The sequence below is a fragment of the Burkholderia sp. MSMB1826 genome, assembly GCF_001526325.1.
GTDB lineage: Bacteria > Pseudomonadota > Gammaproteobacteria > Burkholderiales > Burkholderiaceae > Burkholderia.
On sequence record NZ_LOYN01000010.1, the window covers coordinates 653,342 to 679,751 of the forward strand.

Annotated in this window: 23 protein-coding genes; 8 read left to right on the forward strand and 15 right to left on the reverse strand. The window is 67.7% G+C overall.

Annotated features, from left to right (window positions below):
- Window positions 1-7 precede the first annotated feature (7 nt).
- The 4 genes from WS95_RS04915 to WS95_RS34655 form a co-directional block, all read right to left on the reverse strand.
- Window positions 8-1,012 (reverse strand): hypothetical protein, encoded by a 1,005-nt coding sequence (locus WS95_RS04915; protein WP_059822812.1) that lies wholly within the window; start codon window positions 1,010-1,012, stop codon window positions 8-10.
- The gene (locus WS95_RS04920) at window positions 1,009-3,129 is read right to left on the reverse strand and encodes a peptidase domain-containing ABC transporter (protein ID WP_059822577.1); all 2,121 of its coding nucleotides are present in this window, start codon (window positions 3,127-3,129) and stop codon (window positions 1,009-1,011) included. The genes WS95_RS04915 and WS95_RS04920 overlap by 4 nt, the downstream gene beginning before the upstream one ends.
- Window positions 3,130-3,271: 142 nt before the next feature.
- Window positions 3,272-3,457 (reverse strand): hypothetical protein, encoded by a 186-nt coding sequence (locus tag WS95_RS04925; protein WP_059783732.1) that lies wholly within the window; start codon window positions 3,455-3,457, stop codon window positions 3,272-3,274.
- Between the two features lie 224 nt (window positions 3,458-3,681).
- A complete protein-coding gene (locus WS95_RS34655; protein ID WP_006479216.1) occupies window positions 3,682-3,858 on the reverse strand; it encodes a hypothetical protein in 177 nt (58 codons plus the stop codon).
- A 278-nt stretch (window positions 3,859-4,136) separates the two neighbouring features.
- Here WS95_RS34655 and WS95_RS04930 point away from each other — a divergent pair, with 278 nt between their 5' ends.
- Window positions 4,137-5,552 (forward strand): TolC family protein, encoded by a 1,416-nt coding sequence (locus tag WS95_RS04930; protein WP_059822578.1) that lies wholly within the window; start codon window positions 4,137-4,139, stop codon window positions 5,550-5,552.
- A gap of 184 nt (window positions 5,553-5,736) precedes the next feature.
- Here the strand turns inward: WS95_RS04930 and WS95_RS04935 are convergent, their stop codons facing one another.
- Entirely contained in the window at window positions 5,737-6,186 is a 450-nt protein-coding gene (locus tag WS95_RS04935; RefSeq protein WP_006479218.1) for a winged helix-turn-helix transcriptional regulator, read from the reverse strand.
- A gap of 349 nt (window positions 6,187-6,535) precedes the next feature.
- Here WS95_RS04935 and WS95_RS04940 point away from each other — a divergent pair, with 349 nt between their 5' ends.
- Window positions 6,536-7,459, forward strand: coding sequence for an alpha/beta fold hydrolase (locus tag WS95_RS04940; RefSeq protein ID WP_059822580.1), 924 nt, complete (start codon window positions 6,536-6,538; stop codon window positions 7,457-7,459).
- Between the two features lie 89 nt (window positions 7,460-7,548).
- Here the strand turns inward: WS95_RS04940 and ggt are convergent, their stop codons facing one another.
- On the reverse strand, window positions 7,549-9,270 hold the full coding sequence (gene ggt, locus WS95_RS04945) for a gamma-glutamyltransferase (RefSeq protein WP_059822582.1): 1,722 nt from the start codon (window positions 9,268-9,270) through the stop codon (window positions 7,549-7,551).
- Window positions 9,271-9,667: 397 nt separating this feature from the next.
- On the opposite strand from ggt, the gene WS95_RS04950 reads away from it, so the two are divergent.
- The 3 genes from WS95_RS04950 (at window position 9,668) to WS95_RS04960 (ending at window position 16,290) form a co-directional block, all read left to right on the forward strand.
- A complete protein-coding gene (locus WS95_RS04950; protein ID WP_059822584.1) occupies window positions 9,668-10,192 on the forward strand; it encodes a metal-dependent hydrolase in 525 nt (174 codons plus the stop codon).
- Window positions 10,193-10,393: 201 nt separating this feature from the next.
- Window positions 10,394-14,875, forward strand: a complete 4,482-nt coding sequence (locus tag WS95_RS04955; protein ID WP_059822586.1) for an Lhr family helicase — start codon at window positions 10,394-10,396, stop codon at window positions 14,873-14,875.
- Between the two features lie 140 nt (window positions 14,876-15,015).
- On the forward strand, window positions 15,016-16,290 hold the full coding sequence (locus WS95_RS04960) for an APC family permease (RefSeq protein WP_059822587.1): 1,275 nt from the start codon (window positions 15,016-15,018) through the stop codon (window positions 16,288-16,290).
- Window positions 16,291-16,386: 96 nt separating this feature from the next.
- On the opposite strand, the gene WS95_RS04965 is transcribed toward WS95_RS04960, so the two are convergent.
- The 4 genes from WS95_RS04965 to WS95_RS04980 all read right to left on the reverse strand — a co-directional run bounded on the left by WS95_RS04965 (window position 16,387) and on the right by WS95_RS04980 (window position 19,046).
- A complete protein-coding gene (locus WS95_RS04965) occupies window positions 16,387-16,683 on the reverse strand; it encodes an XRE family transcriptional regulator (RefSeq protein ID WP_012338300.1) in 297 nt (98 codons plus the stop codon).
- Between the two features lie 74 nt (window positions 16,684-16,757).
- Window positions 16,758-17,117 (reverse strand): type II toxin-antitoxin system RelE/ParE family toxin, encoded by a 360-nt coding sequence (locus WS95_RS04970; RefSeq protein WP_034206211.1) that lies wholly within the window; start codon window positions 17,115-17,117, stop codon window positions 16,758-16,760.
- 127 nt (window positions 17,118-17,244) lie between these two features.
- Window positions 17,245-18,231, reverse strand: coding sequence for a pca operon transcription factor PcaQ (gene pcaQ, locus WS95_RS04975; protein ID WP_059822589.1), 987 nt, complete (start codon window positions 18,229-18,231; stop codon window positions 17,245-17,247).
- A 77-nt stretch (window positions 18,232-18,308) separates the two neighbouring features.
- Complete coding sequence (locus WS95_RS04980) at window positions 18,309-19,046, reverse strand: helix-turn-helix domain-containing protein (RefSeq protein WP_034205003.1); 738 nt, start codon at window positions 19,044-19,046, stop codon at window positions 18,309-18,311.
- Window positions 19,047-19,166: 120 nt separating this feature from the next.
- Between WS95_RS04980 and WS95_RS04985 the strand changes: the two genes are divergently transcribed.
- From WS95_RS04985 to pcaG, 3 genes are all read left to right on the forward strand, one after another.
- The gene (locus tag WS95_RS04985; RefSeq protein WP_059822591.1) at window positions 19,167-19,733 is read left to right on the forward strand and encodes a YiiX/YebB-like N1pC/P60 family cysteine hydrolase; all 567 of its coding nucleotides are present in this window, start codon (window positions 19,167-19,169) and stop codon (window positions 19,731-19,733) included.
- A gap of 277 nt (window positions 19,734-20,010) precedes the next feature.
- On the forward strand, window positions 20,011-20,718 hold the full coding sequence (gene pcaH, locus WS95_RS04990) for a protocatechuate 3,4-dioxygenase subunit beta (protein WP_059783752.1): 708 nt from the start codon (window positions 20,011-20,013) through the stop codon (window positions 20,716-20,718).
- Window positions 20,719-20,721: 3 nt separating this feature from the next.
- On the forward strand, window positions 20,722-21,315 hold the full coding sequence (gene pcaG, locus WS95_RS04995) for a protocatechuate 3,4-dioxygenase subunit alpha (RefSeq protein ID WP_034205006.1): 594 nt from the start codon (window positions 20,722-20,724) through the stop codon (window positions 21,313-21,315).
- Window positions 21,316-21,775: 460 nt separating this feature from the next.
- Here pcaG and WS95_RS05005 read toward each other — a convergent pair whose 3' ends face one another.
- The 5 genes from WS95_RS05005 to gsiC all read right to left on the reverse strand — a co-directional run bounded on the left by WS95_RS05005 (window position 21,776) and on the right by gsiC (window position 26,380).
- On the reverse strand, window positions 21,776-22,555 hold the full coding sequence (locus WS95_RS05005) for an AraC family transcriptional regulator (protein WP_059822595.1): 780 nt from the start codon (window positions 22,553-22,555) through the stop codon (window positions 21,776-21,778).
- Between the two features lie 97 nt (window positions 22,556-22,652).
- The gene (locus WS95_RS05010) at window positions 22,653-23,480 is read right to left on the reverse strand and encodes a M55 family metallopeptidase (protein ID WP_059783761.1); all 828 of its coding nucleotides are present in this window, start codon (window positions 23,478-23,480) and stop codon (window positions 22,653-22,655) included.
- The gene (locus tag WS95_RS05015; protein WP_059822597.1) at window positions 23,477-24,559 is read right to left on the reverse strand and encodes a DmpA family aminopeptidase; all 1,083 of its coding nucleotides are present in this window, start codon (window positions 24,557-24,559) and stop codon (window positions 23,477-23,479) included. The genes WS95_RS05010 and WS95_RS05015 overlap by 4 nt, the downstream gene beginning before the upstream one ends.
- Window positions 24,559-25,452, reverse strand: coding sequence for a glutathione ABC transporter permease GsiD (gene gsiD, locus WS95_RS05020; RefSeq protein ID WP_034205010.1), 894 nt, complete (start codon window positions 25,450-25,452; stop codon window positions 24,559-24,561). Before gsiD ends, WS95_RS05015 begins: the two co-directional genes overlap by 1 nt.
- A 7-nt stretch (window positions 25,453-25,459) precedes the next feature.
- Entirely contained in the window at window positions 25,460-26,380 is a 921-nt protein-coding gene (gene gsiC, locus WS95_RS05025) for a glutathione ABC transporter permease GsiC (protein WP_034205011.1), read from the reverse strand.
- Window positions 26,381-26,410: the final 30 nt, after the last annotated feature.

The following is a 26,410-nucleotide window of genomic DNA, read 5'->3' on the forward strand; positions in this document are numbered from 1 at the left end:
GGGCTCGTCAGGCGCGACGCCGCGGGGCCGCATCGAGCAGCGGCGTCGGCATCAGGTAAGGCGTGAAGTGTTCCCAGAAGTGCCATTGCTCGGGCTGGCGCACGAGCGCCTGATCGAGACGGTCGACGATGCGCTGGTGCGTCGCGCGCACGGGCGACGCGTCGTCGTCGCTACCCAGCATCGGCACGAGCGGGCTGGCCGCGAGCTCGGTGAAATGCACCGCGCAGCGATCGCGGAACGGCACACCGGTCGCATACGCGACGAGCAGCGGAATGCCCTGCTCGACCGCGAGCTTCACGCCGCCGCCGGCCATCCGCACCCAGCGCCCGCCGAGCCGGCAGCGATTGGTCTTGCCGAATTTGCCGTGCAGGTCGGAAAACAGCAGGAACACCGGCGCCTCGCGCCGCAGGCTCGCGATCAACCGCCGCAGGTGCACGCGCTCCTCGATGTCGATGAATTCGACTTCGCCGGCGCCGTACTCGGCGACGAGCCGCAGCGCATCGTCGAAGAACGCGCCAGGCGCATCCCGGTGCAGGATCACCATCAGCTTGCGGTCGTCGGGAATCATGAAGCGCAGCTTCGTGACGAACAGCATCAGGTTGCCGAAATGCAGCCCCGCGAGCATCAGCGGGCCGCCGCGTGCGAGTGCCGCGCGCAACTGGTCGTCGCCTTCGCACGCCATCCCGTCGATCATCGTCTTCATCGATTCGAGGCTGTGCGTGCGCAGCTTGAGCCCCGCGAATTCGGCCTCGAACAACTCGCGCACGATCGCGGTCGACACTTCCCGCACGCGCCGCGGATCGTCGTTCAGGTGCGCGCCCAGCATGTAAGCGACCGCGCGTTCGATCGACTCGCGAATGCACGGAAAGCAGCGCAGGCACGCGCCCGAGCACCAGCGCATCAGTCGCAGCCCGCGCGCAGGCGACGTGCGCAGCGCGACGGCGCGCACCGCGCGACGCACCAGGAACGCATACGAGAACGGATTGAGCAGGAAGAGTCGCCCGAGCATCACCGCACCTCCTCGCTCGCGCGCCATGCGTCCGTCGCGTCGGTCAGGACGCCGTCGTGCATCCGGTAGACCCGGTCGACCATCGACAGGATCGACGCATCGTGCGTGACGAGCACGATCGTGCACGGCAGCGTCAGCACGTTGCGGCAGATCTCGTGCGTGGTCGCCTGGTCGAGATTCGACGAAAATTCGTCGAGGATCAGCAGGCGCGGCTCGCAATACAGCGCCCGCGCGATCAGCAACCGCTGCATCTGGCCGGCCGACAGGAATTTCTGCGTATCGCCGAGCGGCGTGTCATAGCGATGGTCGAGCCGCTCGATCTCGTCGTGGATGCACGCGAGCTTCGCCGCGTCGTACATCGCGCCGATCCGCGGCGCGGGCGCGAAGTTCGTGATGTTGTCGCGGATCGTCCCGCGAAACAGCTGGTCGGACTGCGTGACGGCGGCGAGATGCTTGCGGTATTGCCGCAGGTTCACTTCCGCGAGATCGACGCCGCCGACGAACAGCGTGCCGGGCTCGGGCCGCACGAGCCCGCAGATCAGGTTCAGCAGCGTCGTCTTGCCACTACCGGTACGGCCGACGATCGCGATCTTGCCGCCGGCCGGCACGTCGAGTGCGACATCGCTCAGGATCGGGCGACGGCCGCCCTTCGGCGTGTACGACAGCGCACGGATCGACAGCGCGCCGTCGAACCCGTCGACCGGCCGCACGACCGCATCCGGCGCGGGTTCCTCGGTTTCGGTCTGCAACACGTCCGCGACGCGATCCATGTGCACCTGCAGCACCTTGCGGCGCACGTAGAGCTGGATCGAATCGATGAACTTGTCCGCGAACAGGTTCTTGTACTGGATGAACGCGTAGATCACGCCGATCGTGCTCTGCCCGTGCATCACGAGCCACGCTCCGTACGTGACGATCACGAGCTGCTCGACGTGGACGATTCCCTTCGAGATCGCATCGAACAGCAGTTGCAGCCGCTCCTGCTGGCGCATCGCCTGCAGTTTCTGCGTGAACGCGTTGACCCACAAGCTGCTGCGCGCGGTCTCGGCCGACAGCAGCTTGATCGAATGCGCGGACCGGATGTTCTCGATCAGCAGCGCATCGGCCTCGGCGCCGCGCGTGAGGATCTGCGACATCGCGTCCTGCAGTTGCGGCTGGATCGCGAGCCGGCTCAACGCGAACAGCACCATCCCGGCGAGGCTGATACCGGCCAGCACGGGGCTGTAATACAGCATCAGCACGAGTGTCAGCGTGCAGGTGACGATGTTCAGCAGCCCGCCGATCAGCCCGTCGACGAGAAACCGCCCGACCTCCGACACCGACGACACGCGCGAGATCGAATCGCCGGTGTTGTGAAACAGGAAATAGCCGATCGGCAGCCGCGCGAGATGGCCGACCATGTTCGCCGACAACTGCTGCGACACGATGTTGCGCAGGTAGCTCTTGATGTTGCCGACGAGGTTCGCGTAGAGCGTGTCGAACAGGAACACGATCGCGAACAGGATCGTCAGCAGGTACAGGATGTCGACGTCGGTCTTCTTCAGCGCTTCGTCGATCGTCAGTTGTACGTACGACGGGCCGAGCAGCAGCAGGAGCTGCGCGGCGACGCCGCCTGCGATGCCGATCGCGAGGCTCTTGCGGATGCCGGTCAGTCCTTCGAGGTAGTCGCGCAGCCGGATCCGGTCGGCCTGCCCGGCCCGCGTGAAACCGATGTCCGGATTCAGTTCGAGCGCATAGCCGGTGATGTGCGTGAGCGCCTGCGCGAGCGGCAGCTTCATCTCGCCGAGCGCGGGGTCGACGATGTGCACGCTGCCGTAGCCGACCTTCGTCAGCACGACATAGTGGTTCATCCCCCAGTGCAGGACGCACGGCGTCTTGAGCGCGTCGAGCTCGCCCGCATCGAACTGCAGCCCGCGTGCGCGCAGGCCGAGATCGTTCGAGATCTCCATCAGGTCGAAAAACGACAGGCCGGAGTCGATCCGCACCGGATAGCGGTTGCGCAGCGTACGCAGCGTCGTGTCGCGCCCGTGCCATGACGCGATCATCGCGAGGCAGGCCAGGCCGCACTCCGTCACTTCGTCCTGCAGGACCGGACGGACTTTACGCGTATTGAAGAGCATGGTCGGGCACCCGGGGCGCGACGACGCGCCGCCCGGGCCAGCCGGTGCAGGCCCGCGACGGGTCGTGCGCGATACGCATGAGCGCAGCCGGCGCGTCCGGCTGCGACGGAAGATCGGTGTTGCCGGCCGCTCGGCGGGCCGCTCAGTGCGACGAGCCGAGCGACATCCGGAACTGTTCGACGGCGTGGGCCTGGTACTGGGCCATCAGGCCCTGCAGCGTGGTCCCGATCGACTGATTGACGAGATCGACCGTATAGGCGGCCGAATTGGAGTAAAGCGACGCGCCGCCGCGAATCTGGCGGGCCTGTTCTTCCGTGATGTCTCGCATTTGTTGTGGCCTTTATATTGTCGGAATGCCAACAGCCGTCAGCCAATCGCAAGCCAAATGGCCGTTCACTTTATTACGTGATAATCCGGCACCCCGGTCTTCCGATAATCGCCCGATTTCGAAATAATGCATTTCGAAGTCTCTTTATTTCCATTGCGGCGATCGATTCTTTTCCTTCTGTTTCGCAGCATCTGACGCGGGGGGCGCCTCCCCGCGCACGGCGGTTACTTGCCGGTGTTATTGAACGTCTTCGGGTTCTGCAGGTAATTGCCGAGGCTCGGCAGGAACTGGCCGAGCGCGGTCACCACCGGCGCGGCGTCAACGGCGAGGCTACCCAGCGAGCTGATCGCACCGCCGCCATGCACATTCCTGACCTGTTCCGTCGTCATGACCTTCATCATTCTCTCCTCGTAAAAAATAAAGACGATGCAAAGAACCTTCATTGAAATACAAACGGCTTTTAATCCCGAGCGACTCGTTAATTCAATAATCACTGCGATTACCAGCCGAAATCAGGCTATCATGCGGGCGCATCGGAATTCAATGGAGGACACACTCTTACAGCCGCGTTTTCCGATGCACGACGATCATCAGGCATTCATGCTGTTTGAATTCCAATTTCAATACGTTTAAATCCCGCCGCAATGCATTGCGGCACGGACAGGAGACGGAGACGGCCATGTTTGAAACGATGCGCACGAATCGCGGGTCGGCGACACCGGATGCGGGTATTTCCCTATCAAGATTTTCGACTAGGTGGAATCCCCGGCTTGCAACCATGACATTGTTCGCTGTAACGATAGTCGGCCTGCCGGCACACGCCCGTGCGTTCTGCCTCGATACCGCCTACCAGTACGCGTCCGTGCACGATCCGCGCTACCTGCAGGCCCGCAGCGAATACGATGCGGCCCGCCAGAAATTTCCCGAGGCTCGTGCGCAGATGCTGCCGCAGGCTGCCGCGCAGCTCGAGTGGGGGCGCTACGGCACGCACGCGAACCTGTTCGGCATCGACGTCAGCGGCTCGAGCAACGCGGCATATGGTTCCGCGCAGGTCACGCAGGCGCTGTTCAACGTGCCCTACCTGTACGACATGCGGCGCGCGACCGAGTACGAGGAAGCGGCGAAACAGAAGCTCGAGGTCGCGAAGCAGGACCTGATCCTGCGGGTCGCGAATGCGTGCTTCGATCTGCTGAGCGCGCGCGAGAAACTGCAATCGGCCGACGACGAAGTCAGCGCACTCACGCGACTCGAGAGCGATACGCGGCGCATGGCACAACTCGGGATGAAGACGATCGGCGATACCGCCGAGATCGAGGCGCGTCGCAGCCTCGCGCAATCCGACGAAGCGCTCGCGCAGAGCGACGTGGACGCGCGGCGCGCCCGCTACGAGACGTTGCTCGGTTCGACGATCGACTTCTCTCGCTGGCCGCGGCTCGCGATGCGCGGGTCGTCCCCGCGCATTCCGTCGGGCGACTATGCGCCGCAGGACAACCCCGCGTACCGGCAGGCCTATCGCGACGTCCAGGTCGCGCGGCTCGCCGCGAAGCGTGTCGGTGCCGAACACTTGCCGACCGTCGACCTTTTCGCGTCGTATTCGCGCGGACTCAATCCGAACCTGCGCGGGCTCACCGATCGCTCGGACTTCCATCAAAGCGCGGTCGGCGTACAGGTGACGATTCCGATCTTCTCCGGCGGCAGCGTGTACTACCGGCAGGTCGAGGCCGAGCACGTGACCGAGCAGTACCGCAACCGGCTGCGCGAGGTCGAGGAGCAACTGGGCACCGATCGTCGCGAGGCGTTGGCCGCGCTCGAGTCGGCCGGCAAGCGCATTCGCGCGCTGCAGCAGTCGCTGCAGGCCGCGCGGCTCGCGTACGAGTCGTCGATGAAGGCGCATCAGGTCGGCTACAGCACGACGTACGAAACGCTGAACCTGCGGCGTGACATCTCGGGCATCCGCCAGAAGCTGTTCGACAGCTATCTCGATGCGCTGAAGTTGCAGTTGAAGCTGAAAAGCGTGCTCGGCACGCTCGACGAACAGTCGCTGATCGCGGTGGATAGTTTCCTCGAAAGCAACGCGGCGAGCGATCGAAGTTGAACGCGATTTCATCCATACCGGCATCCCGGGCAACGTTGCGTGCACAACCTTCAAGGACGATGTCGATGTGCCGGCCGGTCGGATGTTCAACGACGGCACATCGCGACTCCCTCTCGTCGCTTACCTCAGCCGCGCGCAGCCGCATGCGTGGCTGAAGCGGCGATACCTGCCGATTCGAGATGCATCAGTCGGGCGGCGGCAGCACGACCGTGTCCTCCGGGCCGAGCACGCGGCCGTCCTGAGAACGCAACTCCAGCTTCCTGACCGGCAGCCCGGTCTTCCGGTCGACCAACAGCACGTGCGCCTCGTCCGGTTCGAAGAAGAAATCCTCGCCCCACTGCCGCAGCGCGACCAGCAGCGGAAACAGCCCGCGTCCTTTTTCGGTCAGCACGTATTCGTGATGCGCGCCGCCGTCGGCGGCCGGCACGACGTCCATGATCCCGTGCGCGACCAGGTTGCGCAGGCGGGCAGCCAGGATGTTCTTCGCGAGGCCGAGATTCTTCTGGAATTCGCCGAAGCGGCGCAGCCCGTCGAACGCGTCGCGGACGATCAGCAGCGACCACCAGTCGCCGATCGCGTCCAGCGGGCGGGCGACACCGCAAAGGGAATCTTCGTGCGTGGTGCGTCTGTTCATCGGTGCGTACGGCGATGCCGTGCCCGGGATACGGGCTGAACGGCGGTCGTTCTCGTTGAAATGAATAGTTGCAATATAAAACCTTGTCAAAAAAATATCAATGCCGAGGAACCGACTGTTCGGGATAGGCGAACGAAACGCTCTCGCCATTCCAGATTGGTACTCGGTTTCATCATTTTTAGCCTATAAACCGTACATTTCTGTGCTTTATCGCATCGTCCCGCGTCATCGTCCCGCATCCGGCAACCGCTTCCGCGATTTACCCGGTTGCAACTTGAAACCGCGTGATCTACGCTTCCATCAGGTTTCAATTTGAAACCACTCTGCTCGACTACCGAAGGAGCATTCGATGATCCGGTCCGATGCCACGTTCGACGGCACCTTTCCGTTCGCCCCGCATTTCGACGACGCATCCGGCTTCCGGATGCACTACGTGGACGAAGGTCCGCGCGACGGTGAAATCGTCCTGTGCCTGCATGGCGAACCCACATGGGGATATCTGTTCCGCCACCTCGTGACGGCGCTGAGCCCGACATGCCGCGTCGTCGTGCCCGATCACATGGGCTTCGGCAAAAGCGCGACGCCGCGGGGCCGCAGCTACTGGCTGCAGGATCACATCGACAATCTCGAGCGTTTCGTGCTCGCGCTCGACCTCGATCGCATCACGCTGGTGATGCACGACTTCGGCGGCCCGGTCGGCATGGGGCTCGCCGCGCGGCATCCGGACCGAATTCGGCGCATCGTCTCGGCCAACGGACCGACGCCGTTCGGGCAATCCGATCTCGTCGAGCGTCTGACGGCGAATGGCCGCGATGCGCCGTGGTTCCAATGGATCATGCACGCGGCGGCCGACGACACGCTCGAAACGGTGCTCGGGCAGCTCGGTTTCAATATCCTGAGCACGCTGAAACTGAACGGCTTCGAGAACCACGCGATCATCACCGATACGTGGATCGCCGCATACGGCGCGCCGTTCGCGCAGCCGGCCGACTGTCTCGGCGCAATCGGATGGGCTCGGGGGTTCGCGGCCGGCATGCACCGGTTCGAGGAACCCGACGCGGCGGCGCTGCGCGCGATACGCGGCAAACCCGCGCTCGCGATCTGGGGAGACGCCGACCGAACGCTCGGCGCCGAACATTTCCTGCCGCTCTTTACCGCCCTGTTTCCATCCGCGCCGATCGAGCGGCTGGCGGGTGTCGGGCACTACTGCTTCGAGGATGCGCCCGATGCCATCGCCGCGCGGATCGCGGGCTTCATCCGCACGACCGGCTGAAAAAATTCGGCAGCCGGATCGAAACACCGGCTGCCGAACGGCGCGCGCGACCGCCGTCGGCGACGCGCACGCATCGCTTCATGTCGACGTCAACGAATGATCCGCGTCACGCCGCGCCCGCGCGGATCGGCCATCGCCTCCGGCGTCTTGCCGTCGATCTTGATGACCTGGATGTCGCCGCTGAAATCCTGCCCCTTCAGCGTATAGCCGCGCGCCTCGATCTGCTTCGCGAGTTCGCCTTCGATCGGGTGGTACGGTTCCCAGAAGATCGTGTTCGGCGGCAGCAGCTGGTGATGGAAACGCATCGCACCGACTGCTTCCTTCAACGGCATCTTGAAGTCGTAGATGTTGTTGATCACCTGGAAGATCGACGTGAAGATGCGCGAGCCGCCCGGCGTGCCGATCACGAGCGACACCTTGCCGTCCTTCGTCATGATCGTCGGCGACATCGACGACAGCGGGCGCTTCTTCGGTTCGATCGCATTCGCGTCGCTGCCGACCACGCCGAACATGTTCGCGACGCCCGGCTTCGCGGAGAAGTCGTCCATCTCGTCGTTCAGCACGATCCCGGTGCCGTCGGCGATCACGCCCGAGCCGAAGTAGCCGTTGATCGTGTACGTGTTCGACACCGCGTTGCCCCACTTGTCGACCACCGAGAAGTGCGTCGTTTCGGCCTTCTCCGGCATCGTCGTGCCGAGGCCCGGCTGCACGCTCTTCGTGTCCGACGGCTCCTTCGGGTTGACCTCGGCCGCGCGCTTCGCGATGTACGCATCGTCGGTCAGCTGCGCGATCGGCACCTTGTAGAAGTCGGGATCGCCGAGATACTGCGCCCGATCGGCGAACACGCGTTTCTCGATTTCGGCGACGAGGTGGATGTACTGCGGCGAATTGAGCTTCACGCCCTCGAAGTCCTGCTTCAGGTCGGCCTTCATCTTCAGCAACTGCACGAGGCCGATGCCGCCGGAGCTCGGCGGCGGCGCGGTGATCACGTCATAGCCGTTCCACTTCGCCTGCACCGGCTGGCGCCACACCGCGCGGTACTGCGCGAGATCCTCGGTCGTGATCAGCCCGTTGCCGTCGCCGGTCTTCATCGACGCGGCGATCAGCTCGGCCGTCTTGCCCTTGTAGAAACCTTCCGCGCCGCCGTCCGCGATGCGCGTGAGCACGTCGGCGAGATCGGGCTGCTTGAAGTTCGCGCCGGCCTTCAGCCCGGAGAAGTACTTGTCGAAGTTGGTCTTGCCGCCGAACTCCTTCGAGGCGTCGACGCCGCGCTGCGCGAGCTGTTCGTCGACGACGAAGCCGTCGCGCGCATAGTGGATCGCCGGCGCGAGCACCTGCTTCCACTTCAGCTTGCCGAAACGCTTCTGCGCTTCCCACATGCCGGCCACCGTGCCCGGCACGCCGACCGCGCGCGGGCCGTACAGGCTCATGCCCTTGACGACGTTGCCGTCCTTGTCGAGGTACATGTCCTTCGTCGCGGCGAGCGGCGCACGCTCGCGGTAGTCGATGAAGTACGGCTTGCCGTCCTTGTAGATCGTCATGAAGCCGCCGCCGCCGATGTTGCCGGCCTCCGGGTACGTGACGGCGAGCGTGAACGCGATCGCGACGGCCGCGTCGATCGCGTTGCCGCCTTCCTTGAAGATCCGCTCCGCCGCATCCGCGCTGTACTTGTCGGCCACCGCCACCGCGGAGCTCGTCAGGACCGCGGGCTGCGGCCCTTTCGCATAGGCGGGCGCATTCGGCAGGAAACCGATGCCGGTGACCGTCGCCAGCACGGCGGCGGATGATTTGAAGCGATTCAGCGTAGTCATTGCATGTCCCCCATGTGGATCTCCTTCAGGCGCGACGAGCACCTGATCCGTGGATGGCCGCTGGCGCGCCGACGGCCATATGCCGGCTTCGTAGTATAGGGGGACAAAAAGGGTCGAACACACGGCGGCGGCGAAAGCGTGCCGGTTGTGTACGCGCGCTCACGTTGCTGCGCCGCGACGCACACGGGGATCGGTCGACCTCCCCTACGGTGCGCGCCATCGCGCAATGCACAAAACCGAAAGTTGCGAACCGCGCGGCAGCCGTCGTCGCCGGCACAAAAAAATCGGCGAACGACCTGCCCGCGACCCAGGCCGATCTGCGAAGATAGCGCCCCGCTTGCGCGCCGCATCATCGTTTCGTGCACGCGCCGCTTCACGTTTTCTCGTCTCGCTCCCTATGGCATCACACAATGCGCATCATGCATCCGGCGTCGCGGCCGGCGTCGCCGCCGCCGTCCTCGTCGCGCAAACCGGCGCAACCGGCCCGTGGCACTCGGGCATGCTCGCCGCGTTCGCGGCGGGCGTCGCGGGCGGCACCGCGCCCGACTGGCTCGAAGTCGCATGGTGGAGCCGCAAGCGCCGCCTGTGGATCACGCATCGCACCATCACGCACTGGGGCATCGGCTGGGTCGCGCTGCTCGCGCTCGGATGGCACGGGCTCATCCATCATCCGCATCCGCCGTGGGCCGCGCCGCTGTTCGGCTTCGCGTGCGGCGGCGTGATGCATCTGCTCGCCGACTGGCCCAACCCGCTCGGCGTACCGTGGATCTGGCGGCGCCACTCGCTCAACCTGTGGAACAGTGGGCATTGCGACCTGATCGTCGTGGCCGCCGCCTGGGCCGGCACGCTGTGGCTCGCGCAATCGCTGTGGTCGCGTGCGCCGCTGATCGAACACTGGCTCGGCTGGCTGCATCGCGTCTAGTTGCAATTCGACACAAATCGGCACGCGGTCTGCATGCCGACGTGCACGCAACTTTCCGTCCATTGAAAGCGCACGGCAGGCCCCCATCTGAGGGGGAATCGTCGACATGCATGGCCGGCACGCACCGGTGACGTCTGGCACACTGACGATTCGATTCGCGTGCGATCAATCCGCACGCTCGCACCCCATTTCAACGCTCCGATGGACGTCACAGCTACCCGCCCTGCCGCCCGCGCGCTCGACGTGTTCCACCCGGCCGTCGCCGCGTGGTTCCGGCGCACGTTCGCCGCGCCGACCGGCGCGCAGGCGCTCGCGTGGCCGCACATCAAGGCCGGCCGCTCGACGCTCGTCGCCGCGCCGACCGGTTCCGGCAAGACGCTCACCGCCTTCCTGTGCGCGCTCGACGAGCTGGTGCGCGATGCGCTCGCGCACGACGGCACGCTGCCCGATGCGACGCTGGTCGTCTACGTATCGCCGCTGAAGGCGCTGTCGAACGACATCCACGTGAACCTCGACGCGCCGCTCGCCGGCATCGCCGAATCGCTCGCGCAACTCGGCCTGCCGGTGCCGGCGATTCGCACCGCGGTGCGCACCGGCGACACGACGCAGGCCGAGCGCGCGGCGCTGCGCAAGCGCGCGCCGCACATCCTCGTCACGACGCCCGAATCGCTGTACGTGCTGCTGTCGTCCACGTCGGGACGGCAGATGCTGTCGACCGTGCGCTCGGTCATCGTCGACGAAATCCATGCGCTGGCGTCGTCCAAGCGCGGCAGCCATCTCGCGCTGTCGCTCGAACGCCTCGACGCGCTGGCCGGGCACGCGCTGCCGCGCATCGGGCTGTCGGCCACGCAAAAGCCGATCGACGCGGTCGCGCGCTTCCTCGTCGGCGGGCCGGCCGACGCACCGCGCGACTGCGCGATCGTCGACACCGGCCACACCCGCGAGCGCGATCTCGCGCTCGAACTGCCGAACGTGCCGCTCGAACCGGTGATGGCGACCGACGTGTGGGAACAGGTGTACGACCGCATCGCCGGGCTCGCGGCCGCGCATCGCACGACGCTGGTATTCGTCAACACGCGGCGCACCGCCGAGCGCATGGCGCGCCATCTCGCCGACCGGCTCGGCAAGGACGCGATCGCCGCGCATCACGGCAGTCTTGCGAAGGAACACCGCTTCGACGCCGAGCAGCGCCTGAAACGCGGCGAATTGAAGCTGCTCGTCGCGACCGCGTCGCTCGAACTCGGCATCGACATCGGCGACGTCGATCTCGTCTGCCAGGTCGGCTCGCCGCGCGGCATCGCACCGTTCCTGCAGCGCGTCGGCCGCTCGGGGCACCATGTCGGCGGCGTGCCGAAGGGGCGGCTGTTTCCGCTGTCGCGCGACGAGCTGGTCGAATGCGCGGCGCTGCTCGACTGCGTGCAACGCGGCGAACTCGATGCGCTGCGGATTCCCGAAGCGCCGCTCGACGTGCTCGCCCAGCAGATCGTCGCCGAAGTCGCGTGCACGGAATGGCACGAAGACGCGCTGTATGCGAGCTTCACGCGCGCCGCGCCGTACGCGCGGCTGACGCGCGAACGCTTCGACGAAGTGATGAAGATGCTCGCCGAGGGATTCACGAGCCGCCGCGGCGTGCGCGGCGCGTACCTGCACCGCGACGTGGTCGGCGGCACCGTGCGCGGCCGCCGCAACGCGATGATGACCGCGACCACCTCCGGCGGCACGATCCCCGACATGGCCGACTACGCGGTGCTGCTCGAACCGCAGGGCATCCAGGTCGGCACCGTCAACGAGGATTTCGCGATCGAGAGCCTCGCCGGCGACGTGTTCCAGCTCGGCAACCAGTCGTACCGGATCATTCGCGTGGAAACGGGCCGCGTGCGCGTCGAGGATGCGCAAGGTCAATCGCCGAGCATTCCGTTCTGGCTCGGCGAGGGGCTCGGACGCAGCGACGAGCTGTCGGCGGCGGTCGGGCGGCTGCGCGCACGGATCGACGGCCTGCTCGCGGAAGGCGACCGGCAGGCGAACGCCGGCGGACGCAAGCGCGCGGCCGGCAACGCGGCCGGCAAGACCGAGACGCACGGCTACGCCCAACCGGCAGCCCGGGCCGGCGTCGTCGCCGACTCGCGAACCGATGCCGCCGCCACCGCGCTCGCGCCCGCGTTGCGCTGGCTCGTCGACGATCTGCGCCTGTCGCCCGACGCCGCGCGCCAGATCGCCGACTACCTCGCGCGCACTCGCGCGGCGCTCGGCGCATTGCCGACGCAGGACACGCTCGTGATGGAGCGTTTCTTCGACGAATCGGGCGGCACGCAGCTCGTGATCCATTCGCCGTTCGGCAGCCGGATCAACCGTGCATGGGGGCTCGCGCTGCGCAAGCGCTTCTGTCGCACCTTCAACTTCGAGCTGCAGGCCGCCGCGACCGACGACGCGATCATCCTGTCGCTGTCGCTCGCGCACAGCTTCGCACTCGACGAAGTGTGGCGCTACCTGCGTTCGGCCAGCGCCGAGCACGTGCTGATCCAGGCGCTGCTCGACGCGCCGATGTTCGGCGTGCGCTGGCGCTGGAACGCGACCACCGCGCTCGCGCTGCCGCGTTTCACCGGCGGCCGGCGCACCGCGCCGCAACTGCAGCGGATGAAGAGCGACGATCTGCTCGCGACGGTGTTCCCCGATCAGGTCGCGTGCCTCGAGAACGTCGTCGGCGAACGCGAGATTCCGCATCATCCGCTCGTCGACCAGACGCTCGACGATTGCCTGCACGACGCGATGGACACCGACGGCTGGCTTGCGCTGCTGCGCCGGATCGAGAGCGGCGCGATCGAACTCGTCGCGCGCGACTTGCCCGCGCCGTCGCCGCTCGCCGCCGAGATCCTGAACGCGAAGCCCTACGCGTTCCTCGACGATGCGCCGCTGGAGGAGCGCCGCACGCAGGCCGTGCAGTCGCGCCGCTGGAGCGATCCCGAATCGGCCGACGATCTCGGCGCGCTCGACGCCGACGCGATCGCCGCCGTGCGCGACGAAGCGTGGCCGCTCGCGCGCGACGCCGACGAGATGCACGATGCGCTGCTCACGCTCGCCTGCGTCGCCGACAGCGAGGCGCACGCGCACGCAGGCTGGCCGGAGCGACTCGCGGAACTCGCGGAACGCCGCCGCGCGACGCGACTCGCGACACCGGGCGGCGCCGTGCTGTGGGTGCCGGTCGAGCGGCTCGTGTGCGTGCGCGCGCTGCATCCCGACGCCCGCACGACACCGGCGCTCAAGGTGCCGGCCGCGTGCGCGCAGCCGTGGGAAGCCGATGCGGCGCTCGTCGACGTGATCCGCGCGCGACTCACCGGCTTCGGGCCGCTCACGGTCGATGCGATCGCCGCGCCGCTCGGCCTGCCGCCCGCGTCGATCGCGACGGCGCTCGCGGCGCTGGAGCGCGAAGGCTACGTGATGCGCGGCCGCTTCACGCCGGGCGCGACGACCGACGAATGGTGCGAACGTCACCTGCTCGCGCGCATTCATCGCTATACGGTGAAGCGGCTGCGCCGCGAGATCGAGCCGGTCGAACGCGCCGACTTCATGCGCTTCCTGTTCCACTGGCAGCACCTGACGCCCGACACGCGCGGCACCGGTCGCGACGCGCTGGCAGCCGTGGTCGAACAGCTCGAAGGCTACGAGGCCGCGGCGAGCGCCTGGGAAGACGCGCTGCTGCCCGCGCGGCTCACCGACTACACCGCGGGCGGACTCGACGAGCTGTGCCGCTCGGGCAAGCTGGTGTGGACCCGCATCGGCGCGCCGGCGCGCGCAGCCGGCACGCCCGTGAAGACGACGCCGATCGTGCTGCTGCCGCGCCGCCATCTTTCCGCGTGGCAGGCGCTGCGCGATCCCGATGCGCAGCCGGCGCTGTCCGCACGCGCCACACAGGTGCGCGACGCGCTCGCCGCGCACGGCGCGATGTTCTTCGACGCATTGCTCGACGACCTGCACATGCTGCCCGTCGAACTCGAACAGGCGCTCGGCGAACTCGTGTCGGCCGGCCTCGTGAACGCGGACAGTTACGCGGGCCTGCGCGCGCTGCTGAAGCCGGCCGTCAAGCGCAGCGCGACCTATGCACCGCGTACACGACGCGGCGGCGCGCTGATCGGCGGAATGGACGACGCCGGCCGCTGGGCGCTCGTGCAGCGTCGGGCACCGCCGGACGACGACGCGCCCGCACCGAAACGCGGCCCCGTCACGACCGATCCCGACGCACTCGAACACATCGTGTGGACGCTGCTGCGCCGCTACGGCGTCGTGTTCTGGCGGTTGCTCGAACGCGAAGCCGACTGGCTGCCGAGCTGGCGCGAACTCGTGCGCGTGCTGCAGCGCCTCGAAGCACGCGGCGAGATTCGCGGCGGTCGCTTCGTCGCCGGGCTCGCGGGCGAGCAGTTCGCGCTGCCCGAGGCCATCCCGATCCTGCGCGAACTGCGCCGGCAACCGGGCGATGGGCAGTATGTATGCGTGACGGGCGTCGACCCGCTGAATCTCGCCGGCACGCTGCTGCCCGGCGACAAGGTGCCGGCGCTGGCCGGCAACCGCGTGCTGTTCCGCGACGGCGTGCCCGTCGCATCGCTGGTATCGGGTACGTTCCATTACGCGCCCGAGCTGTCGGCCGCCGCGCGCGAGGACGCGCGCCTGCGGCTCGCGCGTTCCTGCTGACATCGGCTGACACGCACGCGGCACACGACTACTGATCGCCGGGCCGCGCGGTCGCCATCGTTCGGGTAGCATCGGACGATCGACCGCGCGAGCTTGCGCGCGTCGCCTACACAAGACAAGACTTCCGGAGACTGCCGCTCATGCCTTCGCATGCCGATTCGCCCGTTGCCCATCACGCGGGTTCGCTGACCATTTTCCAGGGCGCCGCGCTCTATATCGGCGCGGTGCTCGGCACCGGCGTGATCGCGCTGCCCGCGCTCGCCGCCGAAGTCGCCGGGCCGGCCTCGCTACTCGCATGGGCCGCGCTCGTCGTACTGTCCGGGCCGCTCGCGGCCACCTTCGCCGCACTCGGCGCCCGCTATCCCGATGCGGGCGGCGTGTCGACCTACGCGCGGCGCGCATTCGGCCCGAAGGCTGCGGCGATCGTCGGCTGGTGCTTCTACTTCGCGGTGCCGGCCGGCGCGCCGGCCGCCGCGATGTTCGGCGGCGCATACGTCGCGGCCGTCACGGGCGGCGGACACACGACGGTCGTCGTCACGGCCGCCGCGCTGATCGCGACCGTGTCGGCCGCGAACGCGTTCGGCGTCACCGTGTCGGGCCGCATGCAACTGGTGTTGTCGGCGCTGCTCGTCGCGCTGCTGCTTGCCGCGGTGCTTGCGTCCGCGCCGCATGCCCGCGCCGCGAACCTCCATCCGTTCGCCCCGCACGGCTGGCTCGCGGTCGGCCAGGCCGCCGCGTTGCTCGTGTGGAGCTTCGCCGGCTGGGAAGCGATCACGCATCTCGCGGCCGAGTTCCGCCGGCCCGCGCACGACATGCCGCGCTCGGCCGGCATCGCGGTCGTGGTCGTCGGGTTCCTGTATCTGTCGGTGGCCGCCGCGAGCGTGACGGTGCTCGGGCCTTCCGCGGGCGCATCGGGCGCGCCGCTCGCCGAACTGATCGCGGGTGGCATCGGCGGCCATGCGCAGGTGCTGGCGGCGGCCGCCGCGCTGCTGCTCACGCTCGGCACGATGAACGCGTATTTCGCCGGCGCGGCCAAGCTCGGCGCGGCGCTCGGGCGCGACGGCGCACTGCCAGCATGGCTCGCGCAAGGCAGCCAGGTCGGCGGCGTGCCGCGCCGCAGCCTCGGCGTGATCGCGGTGCTCGCGGCCATCGCGCTGGCCGCCACGGCGCTGTCGGACGTCGGGCCGAAGCCGCTCGTGCTCGTGACGTCCGGATGTTTCGTGATGGTGTACGGGCTCGGCGCGGCGGCTGCGCTGAAGCTGCTGCCGCGTGGCGGCATCGCATACCGTTGCGCGTGGATTTCGCTGATTGCAGTCGCCGGGCTGTTCGTGACGACCGGATGGTATTTCCTGTGCCCGCTGCTGCTCGCGGGCGGCGCACTGCTTTATCTGCAGCTCACCGGCCCGCGCCAATGACGCGGCAGGCGCCCGCGGGCCGACGCCCGCCGACTCGCCGCACCGATCGCGCGAACGATCGCGTCGATCCGGCCGTGCGCCGTGGGTTCGCGCCCGTCAGGCCGGCACCAGCTCGAAGCTGAGCCGTTTGCCGAGCGCGGCGGCCGCGCTCGCGAGCGTCGCCAGCGTGAGGCTCGTGTCGGTTTCGTCGAGCAGACGGTTGAGTGCGGCGCGGCTCGTCTTCATCCGCGCGGCCATCGCGGTTTTCGTGATGTGCTGCGCCTTCATTTCCTGCCCGATCTGCCACGCGATCACGCGCTTGATCGCGGTGGCGGTGGCCGCTTCGAGATTGCCGTCCGCTTCGAGGAAGGCGTCGAAATCGCTGCCGATATGCGGATTGTTCGTGGTCGTCATGTCGTACTCCAGGTGCATGGCGTTGCCGGCTGCCCGACCGTCGGAGACGGTGCGTTCCGGCGCAACCGGGGAATTCAAATGGCGTGCGTCAGCGCTTTCAGGCGCGCGACGGTGACGTCGAGATCGTCCGACGGCGTGGCCCGCGACTGCTTGAAGAAGCCGTGCAGCAGCACCATCGTGTCGCCGACGACCGTGAACAGCACGCGCGCGCTTCGCCCCGGCACCGTCACGCGAATCTCCCACAGATCCTTCGCCATCTTCCGGACCAGCGGCATGCCGAGCGGCCAGCCGAGTTGAACGGTCTTGATCTCTTCGCCGATCGCCCTTCGCTCTGCTTGCCCGAGCGCATTGAGCCATTCGCGCACCGGCTCGTGGCCGCGGGCCGTCCGGAAGAATCGCACGCCGAGCGTGACCTGAATCTGCTGTCTCGCCATCGTCTTGTCGTCCATCGTATCAAAAACGGTACGATATGCCAAGCACCCCGATGGCGGCTACTGACCGGATGGCCAATGCTTCGGCAAGACGCAGATCGGACCCGGCGCATCCGCCAGGCCCGGTGGATCACCGCTTGCCGCGAGTGGGCTTGCGCGACGCGCGCGGCGCCTGGTGCGGGCGCGCCGCACCGAACCGCGATCGCGCGATGTCGCGCACCGCATCGATCAGCGTCCGCGCGACCGGCGACGGCTGCGCATCGGTACGCAGCACGAGCCCGACCGGCTCGTCGGTGCCCGCCGACGGCAGCGGCAGGCGCGCCAGCGCGCCGGCCGACAGATCGTATTCGGCTGCATAGAGCGGCACGAACCAGACCGCGTCGTTCTCGAGCGCCAGTGCGCGCGCGACCGATATCGACAGCACCTCGATGAACGAATCCAGCGGCGGCGCGCCGCATGCGCCGAGGAGTTGCTCGGCGGACTGGCGGATCAACGTGCCGAACGGCGGCAGCACGACCGGGTAGCGCGCCAGCTCGGCGGCCGGCGCCGCGCTCGCGAGCAGCGGATGCCCGGCGCGCACGACCGCGACGAGCGGCTCGTTGTACAGCTGTTCGAACGCGAGCCCGATCATCCGCTCCGGCTCCGACAGCCGGCCGATCGCGCATTCGATCGCCCCGGATTTCAGACGCTCGAGCAACTCGGCGTTCGCGGCCGTCGCGATCCGCACGACGATGCGCGGCCAGCGTGCGGTCAACGCCTTCATCAACGCCGGTGCGAGCGAAGCCGCGACGGTCGGCAGCATGCCCATTTCCAGCGTCGCGGCAGCGGCCCCGCCCTCGCGCGCCAGCAGCCCGACGCCCTGCCGCAGCGCCAGCACGCACGCATTCGCGTGCGGCATGAACAGTTGCGCTTCGCGGGTGGGCTGTGCGCCGTGCCGGCCGCGCTCGAACAGCTTCACGCCGAGGATCGCCTCCAGCTCGGCGATCGTCTTCGACACGGCCGGCTGCGTGATCGACAGGCTTTCGGCCGCCTTCTGCACGCCGCCCAGTTGGGCGACCGCGAGGAAACACTGCAGGTGCCGGAATTTGACGCGACCGTCAGCGATACGGTTATTCATAACGGGCGGTTATGCGAATGACGATGAATCGCCATTTTGCATAACTTTCCGGAAAGGCCCAAGCGTTCGACGCGACGTCATGCATGGCGCCGCAGCGCGTGGAATCCCGTCGGCTCCCAGATCCGTTTCGCGATCAGCAAGGCCGTGCCGTGCTTCTGCCCGAGCGGCGCGGACGACGACTCCGCATGCAGCGCCGCCGCCTTGCTGCTCAGCCGCCGCAGCTCTTGTTCGAGCTCCGCGGCGGCCGCGTCCGTCAGCATCCCTTGCAGGAACGTCATCGTCTCGCCCGGGCCGTCGAAGCGGCTGCCGAGAAAGTCGTCGAGCACGTGCGCATGGAAATAGCGGCGGATCGGGCCGCCCGGCAGCCAGTCGAAATCGCGCGCGACGCGTACGCGAATCCGGTCGCCGGGCAGCAGCGCGATCACGTTCATCCGGTCGAGCATCAGGAGATACTTCACGCACTCGGCCTGCGTGACGCGATAGGCCGACACGATGTCCTGCACGGTCCAGTAATTGATCGCGCACACGGCGACCAGCAGCAGCTTCTCGTCCGACACGAGCAGCGCCTCCTGCTGCTCGGTCAGCACGCGCAAGCGCGGCGCGGACGCGGACGCTTCCTGCACGAGCTCGGCAAGCGTATAGCCGAGCAGTTGCGCGATCTCCGCGACGCGCTCCAGCGTGAAGCGGCCGCTCGCGAACAACCGCTTCACGCTCGTCTCGGAGACGTCGAGCGCACGCGCGACGTCCCGGTAAGTCATTCCCTGCGCCTTCAGCTGGCGCTTCAGCGTTTCGATGAGTTGGGCGATCTCGGTCATGTCGGTATCGAAAAATGATGCTCGTGGTCGGATATTAGGCTACTCGCGCATCCACATCAGCAATTCAGGTTACTTGTCTGCATAATCCGCTCCGTCCTGTCACACAACGACGGAGCCGAAATGACCGCCCGAATCGACACAGCCGCCAGCGAACCGCGCCACGCCGCCCCGCGCGATGCACGCGACACCGATCGCACGATGCCGCTCGCCACCGTGCGCACGCTGGCCGCCGGCGCGCACGTCGGCGATCTCGTGTTCATCCGCGAGCCGGCCGGTGTGCCGGATGCCGCGACCGGCTCGGCGGGCGTCTGGGCCAATCGCTTCGGCATCGTCGTCGATACGTCGGGCGACGAACCGATGCTCGCCGAGGCCGCGGCGTTCGCGTGGACGAAGCTCACGCCGCTGTCGCGCTTCGTCGCCCGTGCCGACGGCGGACGCATCGCGCTGGCGCGCCGCGTCGCGGCAGCATCGGTCGACGCGCAGCGCCACGTCCATGCGCTGGCCGAACGGCGAATCGATGCGCTGCTCGGCAGTCGCTTCAACCTGCGCGCGCGGCGCGGCTTCTGCGCGCAGTACGTGAACGACGTGCTCGGCGCCGGCCACGCGTCGACACCGTCGGCCCTGCTGCGCAGCGGCACGCTGGCGCTCGAATTCGACGGAATCGTGTTCGATCCACGCCATCCGTGACGACGGGCACGCTCGGGGAGGCCGAATAACAACGAGAACGAAAGACAAAAAACAGCGACGGGCTGGCTGGAGGGCCGTGCACGGGGTCGTCGCCGACGACGCGAAGCCCGATCGCTTTTTCCGCCGGACAGGGTTCCTGTCCGGCGGAATTTTCATGGGCGGGACGAACATAACGAACGGTTATGCAATTCGCGAAAAAAGGTCATTTTTCATAACTTTCCGGATTGGCTAAAGTCGTGTCGTCCACTTCGCGAAATACCTATCAGGAGACGCCCCGATGGATTCCCCCACGATCCTCACGCCGCGCGACTGGCCGTCGCATCCGGCCTATGTTCACCCCGAGTACCGTTCGTCCGTGAAGCGCGGCCCGACCCGCCCGCTGATCCCGCTGAAGGAGAAACTGCGCGACCAGTACGCGCCCGTCTACGGCGCGGAAGATCTCGGCGCGCTCGACCACGACCTGACGAAGAACGCCGTGAAGAACGGCGAGCCGCTCGGCGAGCGGATCGTCGTCACCGGCCGCGTGCTCGACGAAGGCGGCAAGCCCGTGCGCAACACGCTCGTCGAAGTGTGGCAGGCCAACGCGGCCGGCCGCTACGTGCACAAGGTCGACCAGCACGACGCACCGCTCGATCCGAACTTCCTCGGCGCGGGCCGCTGCCTGACCGACGACGAAGGCCGCTACCGCTTCCTGACGATCAAGCCCGGCGCGTATCCGTGGGGCAACCACCCGAACGCGTGGCGCCCGAATCACATCCACTTCTCGCTGTTCGGCGATTACTTCGGCTCGCGTCTGGTCACGCAGATGTACTTCCCCGGCGATCCGCTGCTCGCGTACGACCCGATCTTCCAGGGCACGCCCGAAGCCGCGCGCGATCGCCTGATCTCGCGCTTCTCGATGGACATCACCGAAGAAGGCTATGCGCTCGGCTACGAATTCGACATCGTGCTGCGCGGCCGCGACGCGACCCCGATGGAGCGCTGAACCATGACGACGCTGAAGCAAACCCCTTCGCAAACGGTCGGCCCGTACTTCGCGTACGGCCTGTGCCCGCAGCAATACGACTACGACCTGAAAAGCCTGTTCACGCCGACGATCGCCGCCGCGCACGCCGAAGGCGAGCATGTGCTGCTGGTCGGGCAGGTGTTCGACGGCGACGGCAACGTCGTGGGCGACGCGGTGCTCGAATTCACGCAAGTGGACGCCGCGGGCCGCTATCCCGCGTCGCGCGACGACATCGCGAAATCCGGCTTCACGGGCTTCGCGCGGGTCGGCACGGGCACCGATCCGCAGCAGCGCTTCGTCGTCGAGACGGTGAAGCCGGGCCGCATCGCCGCCGACGAGGCGCCGCACATCAACGTGACCGTGATGATGCGCGGCATCCTCACCCACGCGTTCACGCGCGTGTACTTCGACGACGAAGCCGCCGCGAACGCGGTCGACCCCGTGCTGAACGCGGTGCCGGCCGAGCGACGTGCGACGCTCGTCGCGAAACGCGACGCGCAGCCGGGCCGCCCGGTCGTCTACCGCTTCGACATCCGCATGCAGGGACCGGAAGAAACCGTGTTCTTCGACGTTTGACGCATGCGCCGGCGCTCGCCGGCTTCGTGTGCAACCGTACCACCGTGTGGCGCGATACCGGCAGGCATCGCGCCACACGGCGTTTTGGGGCACGCGTCGTCGTCATTCGATGGTGCGCCGCGTCGTACCCGGTGACGGCTGCGGATCCTGCCGTCATCGGCTTCCCGCTCCGATATCGAACGCGCCATTGAAGCGCATGCTGCGACAGCACATCAATCGTCGGGTCGACCCGATATCGTTTGCGCGTTATGCGGCGTATTCTTCGTTATCCGCAACGAGTCGGCAGAATTGAATCTTGTGAAGCAACAATGACAGGCGTCACGTGCGACGCTGCCGGACAAGCGGTCCGCGCATTTGTCAGACAGAGTGCCTTTGAACGCGTCCGGTCGAAGTTGGCGGACGCGTATTTTTTTGGCGTCGCGGCCCGCGCACCGGCGTGACCCGCGCGGCGTCCCTGCGCCTAGCGACGAATCTCCAGATACCGGCTCGGCGTGTCGCCCAGAATGCGGCGAAACGCCGACGTGAATGCGCTCGCACTCGCGTAGCCAAGATCGAGCGCGACGCGCGTCACCGGCTGCCCGTCGGTCAGGCGCGCAATCGCCGCGAGCATGCATACCTGCTGGCGCCAGGCGGCGAAACTCACGCCCGTCTGCGCACGGAACTGCCGCGTGAAGGTACGCCGGCTCACGCCCGCGTCGGCCGCGACCCGGTCGAGATCGGCCGCGATCGACGGCGCCGCGAACAGATGCCGGCAGACTTTCGCCAGTCGTGCATCGGCCGGTAACGGCGCATGCAGCGACAGACGCGGCATCGTCGCGATTTCGGCGATCAGCAGATCCATCAGCTTGCCCGCGCGGCCGTCGACGTCGTACATGGCCGGCAAGTCGATCGCATCGTCGATCAGTTGCCGCAGCAGCGGCGACACGCCATACACGCCGCACTGGGTGGGCAGCCCGGCCGCCTGCGCGGCGTCGGCGGACACGAACGCGGTGAGCATCGTGACCGGCCCCGTCATCGTCAATTCGTGCCGCACGCCGGCCGGCACCCAGCACGCGCGCTGCGGCGGCACCAGCCAGCGGCCGTGCGGCGTGGACACGCTGATCGTGCCGCGCGACGCGAATGCGAATTGCCCGCGCACGTGCGCATGATCCGGAAACGTCGTACCCGCCGCGAATTCGTTGGCGAGCACGACCACGCTCCGGGGAATGTGTTCGTAGGGATCTAGCAGCGTATTTCTCACGGCCCGAATTCCATCATCAATGACTCGCTATCGAAGGCGGTCCGCCCCGCCGCGATCGGCCGGCCGGCCATGCGCCGGCGGCATCGCGCGGCACACGTCACCGCAACATGAACGACATCGCCGACAGGCTGTTCAGCGTGCGCACCGCGTGCTCGACCGACGGCCCGTCGAAACGCAGCGTCACCGCATCGACACGCTCGAGCGACGGCAGCACGCAGAACAGGTCGGCCTGCGCGGCCGTCTGCACGCGCAGCGTGCAAGCGGCCGGCGCGGGCCGATGGGCGCCCGCGCGCCGGCCGGACGACAGCGCGTGCGCGACCGTCTCCCGTGCGGCGGTCGCGATGCGCGCGCACGACGCGGACGGCGTGAGCGTCTCGCCGCTCGATGCGCCGCCGGCCGTCTTGACCGTCTCGAAACGCGCATCCGGGAACAGCGGCTGCGTTTCCTCGGCGAATACGTCGTCGCCCGTCGCGAGTGCGACGTGCGCGCCGTATTCATGCGCCAGCGCGCCGTACAGCCCGGCTTCGCCGAGCTCGACGCCGTTCAGCCACACCTGCGTGAACGCGAAGCTGTTGATCGTGTGCGCGAGCACGCCGCGCGTCTGCGATTTCGCGTGATAGCCGATCATGAATACGAGGTCGGGCTGCTGTTCGAGGCCCGCCATCATCCCGAGCGTACGCGGCTTGCCGAGCACGACGCGCGCCCGCGCATCGAGCCCGTCGGGCAGCAGGTTGCGAAAGCCGCCGTGCGAATCGTTGACCCAGACGGCCTGCGCACCGCCGGCGAATGCGCCTTCGATCGCCGCGTTCGCCTCGGCGGTCATCCAGCGGCGCGCCCGCTCGTATTCCGGATTGCCGGCGCGCGTCTGCTCGGTGGCGAATACGCCGGCGACACCTTCGATGTCGGTCGAGATCAGGATCTTCATGACAGGATCGAACGTCCTTCGTCGTCTTCGTTGAACAACCGGTCGAGATCGGGCACCGCGTCGCGCAGCGATGGCCGCACGTGGCCGTCGCGCCCGGCGACCGTCACTGCCTGCAGCAACGCGTCGGCGATCGCATGCTCGACGCTTTCGGCCGCGGCCATGAACAGCGGATCGAGCGCCGCATCGGCCACGAGGGCCGGCAGCGCGATCGTCGATGCGTCGTGCGCGATCGTGTAGGCGGTCGAGAAGGCGAGTGCGATATCGCCGCTGCCATGTCCGTAGACGGAGCCCGTGCGGGCCAGCCCCGCCGCCGCGCGGCGCGCGAGCCGCGACAACTGCCGCGCGTCGAGCGGCGCATCGGTGGCCAGCAACAGGATGATCGAGCCCTGCTCGGGCGCCGCCGCGTGGGCGGCTTCGGCCGCGCGCCGTTGCGCGACGATGCGCCCGAGCGGCACGCCGCCGAGCGTCAGCATCGGCAGCCGGCCGAAATTCGCGAGCACGAGCGCGCCGACCGTATAGGGCCGGCCGGCCGCGATAGCCACGCGCGACGCGGAGCCGATCCCGCCTTTCAGGTCGAAGCACGACATCCCGCGCCCGGCGCCCACCGCGCCGCGTGCGACGTCGCGAGACGCCGCGCGGCATGCGTCGTCGTAATGCGCGGCGGTGACCGCGCATGCCTGGATATCGTTCAGGTAACCGTCGTTGCACTCGAACACGAGCGGATTGACGGTCGGCCAGTCGCGACCGACCTGCGGATTCGCCGCGATCGCCGCACGGATCTGCGCGTGGGCAACCGCGCCGACGCCGAACGTATTGGTCAGCGCGATCGGCGTATCGAGCGTGCCGAGCTCGTCGACCTGCACGAGCCCGACGCTCTTGCCGAAACCGTTGATCACGGCCGCGCCGGCCGGCACCTTGCTGCGGTACACGTCGCCCGGATGCGGCTTCACGACGGTCACGCCCGTCTGCACGTTGCCGGCATCGAGCGTGCAATGGCCGACCGTCACGCCCGGCACGTCGGCGATCGTGCCGCGCGGCCCGGCCGTCAGCGTCGCCGCCCACATCGGTGCGGCGCGCATCAACGGCGCTCCAGCTTCGGATCGAGCGCGTCGCGCAGCCCGTCGCCGAGCAGGTTGAACGCGAGCACGGTCAGGAAGATCGCGAGGCTCGGGAACACGGCGATGTGCGGCGCCGTCACCATGTCCGCGCGCGCCTCGTTGAGCATCGCGCCCCACTCCGGCGTCGGCGGCTGCGCGCCGAGCCCGAGAAACGACAGGCTCGCGGCGGTGATGATCGACGTGCCGATCCGCATCGTGAAGTAGACGACGACGGACGACACGGTGCCCGGCAGGATGTGCCGCATGATGATCGTCCAGTCGGACGCGCCGATGCTGCGCGCGGCCTCGACATAGGTCATGTGCTTGAGCATCAGCGTGTTGCCGCGCACGAGCCGCGCGAACGCCGGGATGCTGAAGATCGCGACCGCGCAGATCACGTTGACCATCCCGTTGCCGAGGATCGCGACCACGCCGATCGCGAGCAGGATGCCCGGGAACGCGAACAGCACGTCGGCGATGCGCATCGTGATGCGGTCCCACCAGCCTTCGTAATAGCCGGCGAGCAACCCGAACAACGTGCCGATCGCCGCGCCGAGCGCAACCGAGAAGAAGCCGGCTGCGAGCGAAATGCGCGTGCCCGCGACGATCCGGCTGAAGATGTCGCGGCCGAGCGAATCGACGCCGAACCAGTGCACGGCCGACGGCCCCGCGTTCAGCGCGTCGTAGTCGAAATAGTTCTCCGGATCGAACGGCACGACGTGCGGGCCGACGAAGGCGAGCACCACGAGCGCCAGCACGAAGCCGCCGGCGACGAGCGCGACGGTCTGCTTGCGGAACTTGCGCCAGAATTCGCGCCACGGCGTGCGGATCGCGGTCGGTGCGGCCGGCGCCGCGGGCTGGGCAGTCGCGTTCATTCGCGCCTCACTTGAACCGGATGGTCGGGTTGATGACCGCGTACAGCACGTCGACGGTCAGGTTGATCAGGATGAATTCCAGCGAGAACAGCAGCACGATCGCCTGGATCACCGGGTAGTCGCGCATCGTCACCGCGTCGACGAGCAGGCGCCCGAGCCCCGGCCAGTTGAACACGACCTCGACGACGATCGAGCCGCCGAGCAGGAAGCCGAACTGCAGCCCCATCATCGTGACGACCGGGATCATCGCGTTGCGCAGGCAGTGCTTGAGCACGACCATCGGCTCGTGCACGCCCTTCGCGCGCGCGGTACGCACGAAGTCCTCGTTCAGCACCTCGACGAACGACGCGCGCGTGAAACGCGCCATCACGGCCGCGACCGCGGCGCCGAGCGTCAGCGACGGCAGCACGTAGCTCTTCCACGAGCCGTCCGGCACGACCGGCAGCCAGCCGAGCTTCACCGAGAAGACTTCCATCAGCAGCATGCCGAGCGCGAACGCGGGAAACGAGATGCCCGACACCGCGAGCGTCATCCCGAGACGGTCGGGCCAGCGATTGCGCCAGACCGCCGACGCAATCCCGATCGCCATCCCGAACAGCGTCGACCACACCATGCTGACGAGCGTCAGCATCAGCGTCGGCATGAAGCGTTCGCCGATCTCGGTCGAGACCGGCCGCTTGCTGCGCGTCGAGACGCCGAAATCGCCGTGCGCGATCTTCACGAAGAAGTTCGCGAACTGCGTGGGCATCGGCTTGTCGAGCCCGAGATCGGCGCGCACGAGCGCGATCGTCGCGTCGTCGGCTTCGGGGCCGGCCGCGAGTCGCGCGGGATCGCCCGGCAGCAGGTGCACGAACAGGAACACCAGCACCGCGACGATCGCGAGCGTGGGCAGCAGGCCGAACAGGCGTTTGACGAGGAAATTCAGCATGGGGCACCGATCGAATCAGCGCACCGGCGG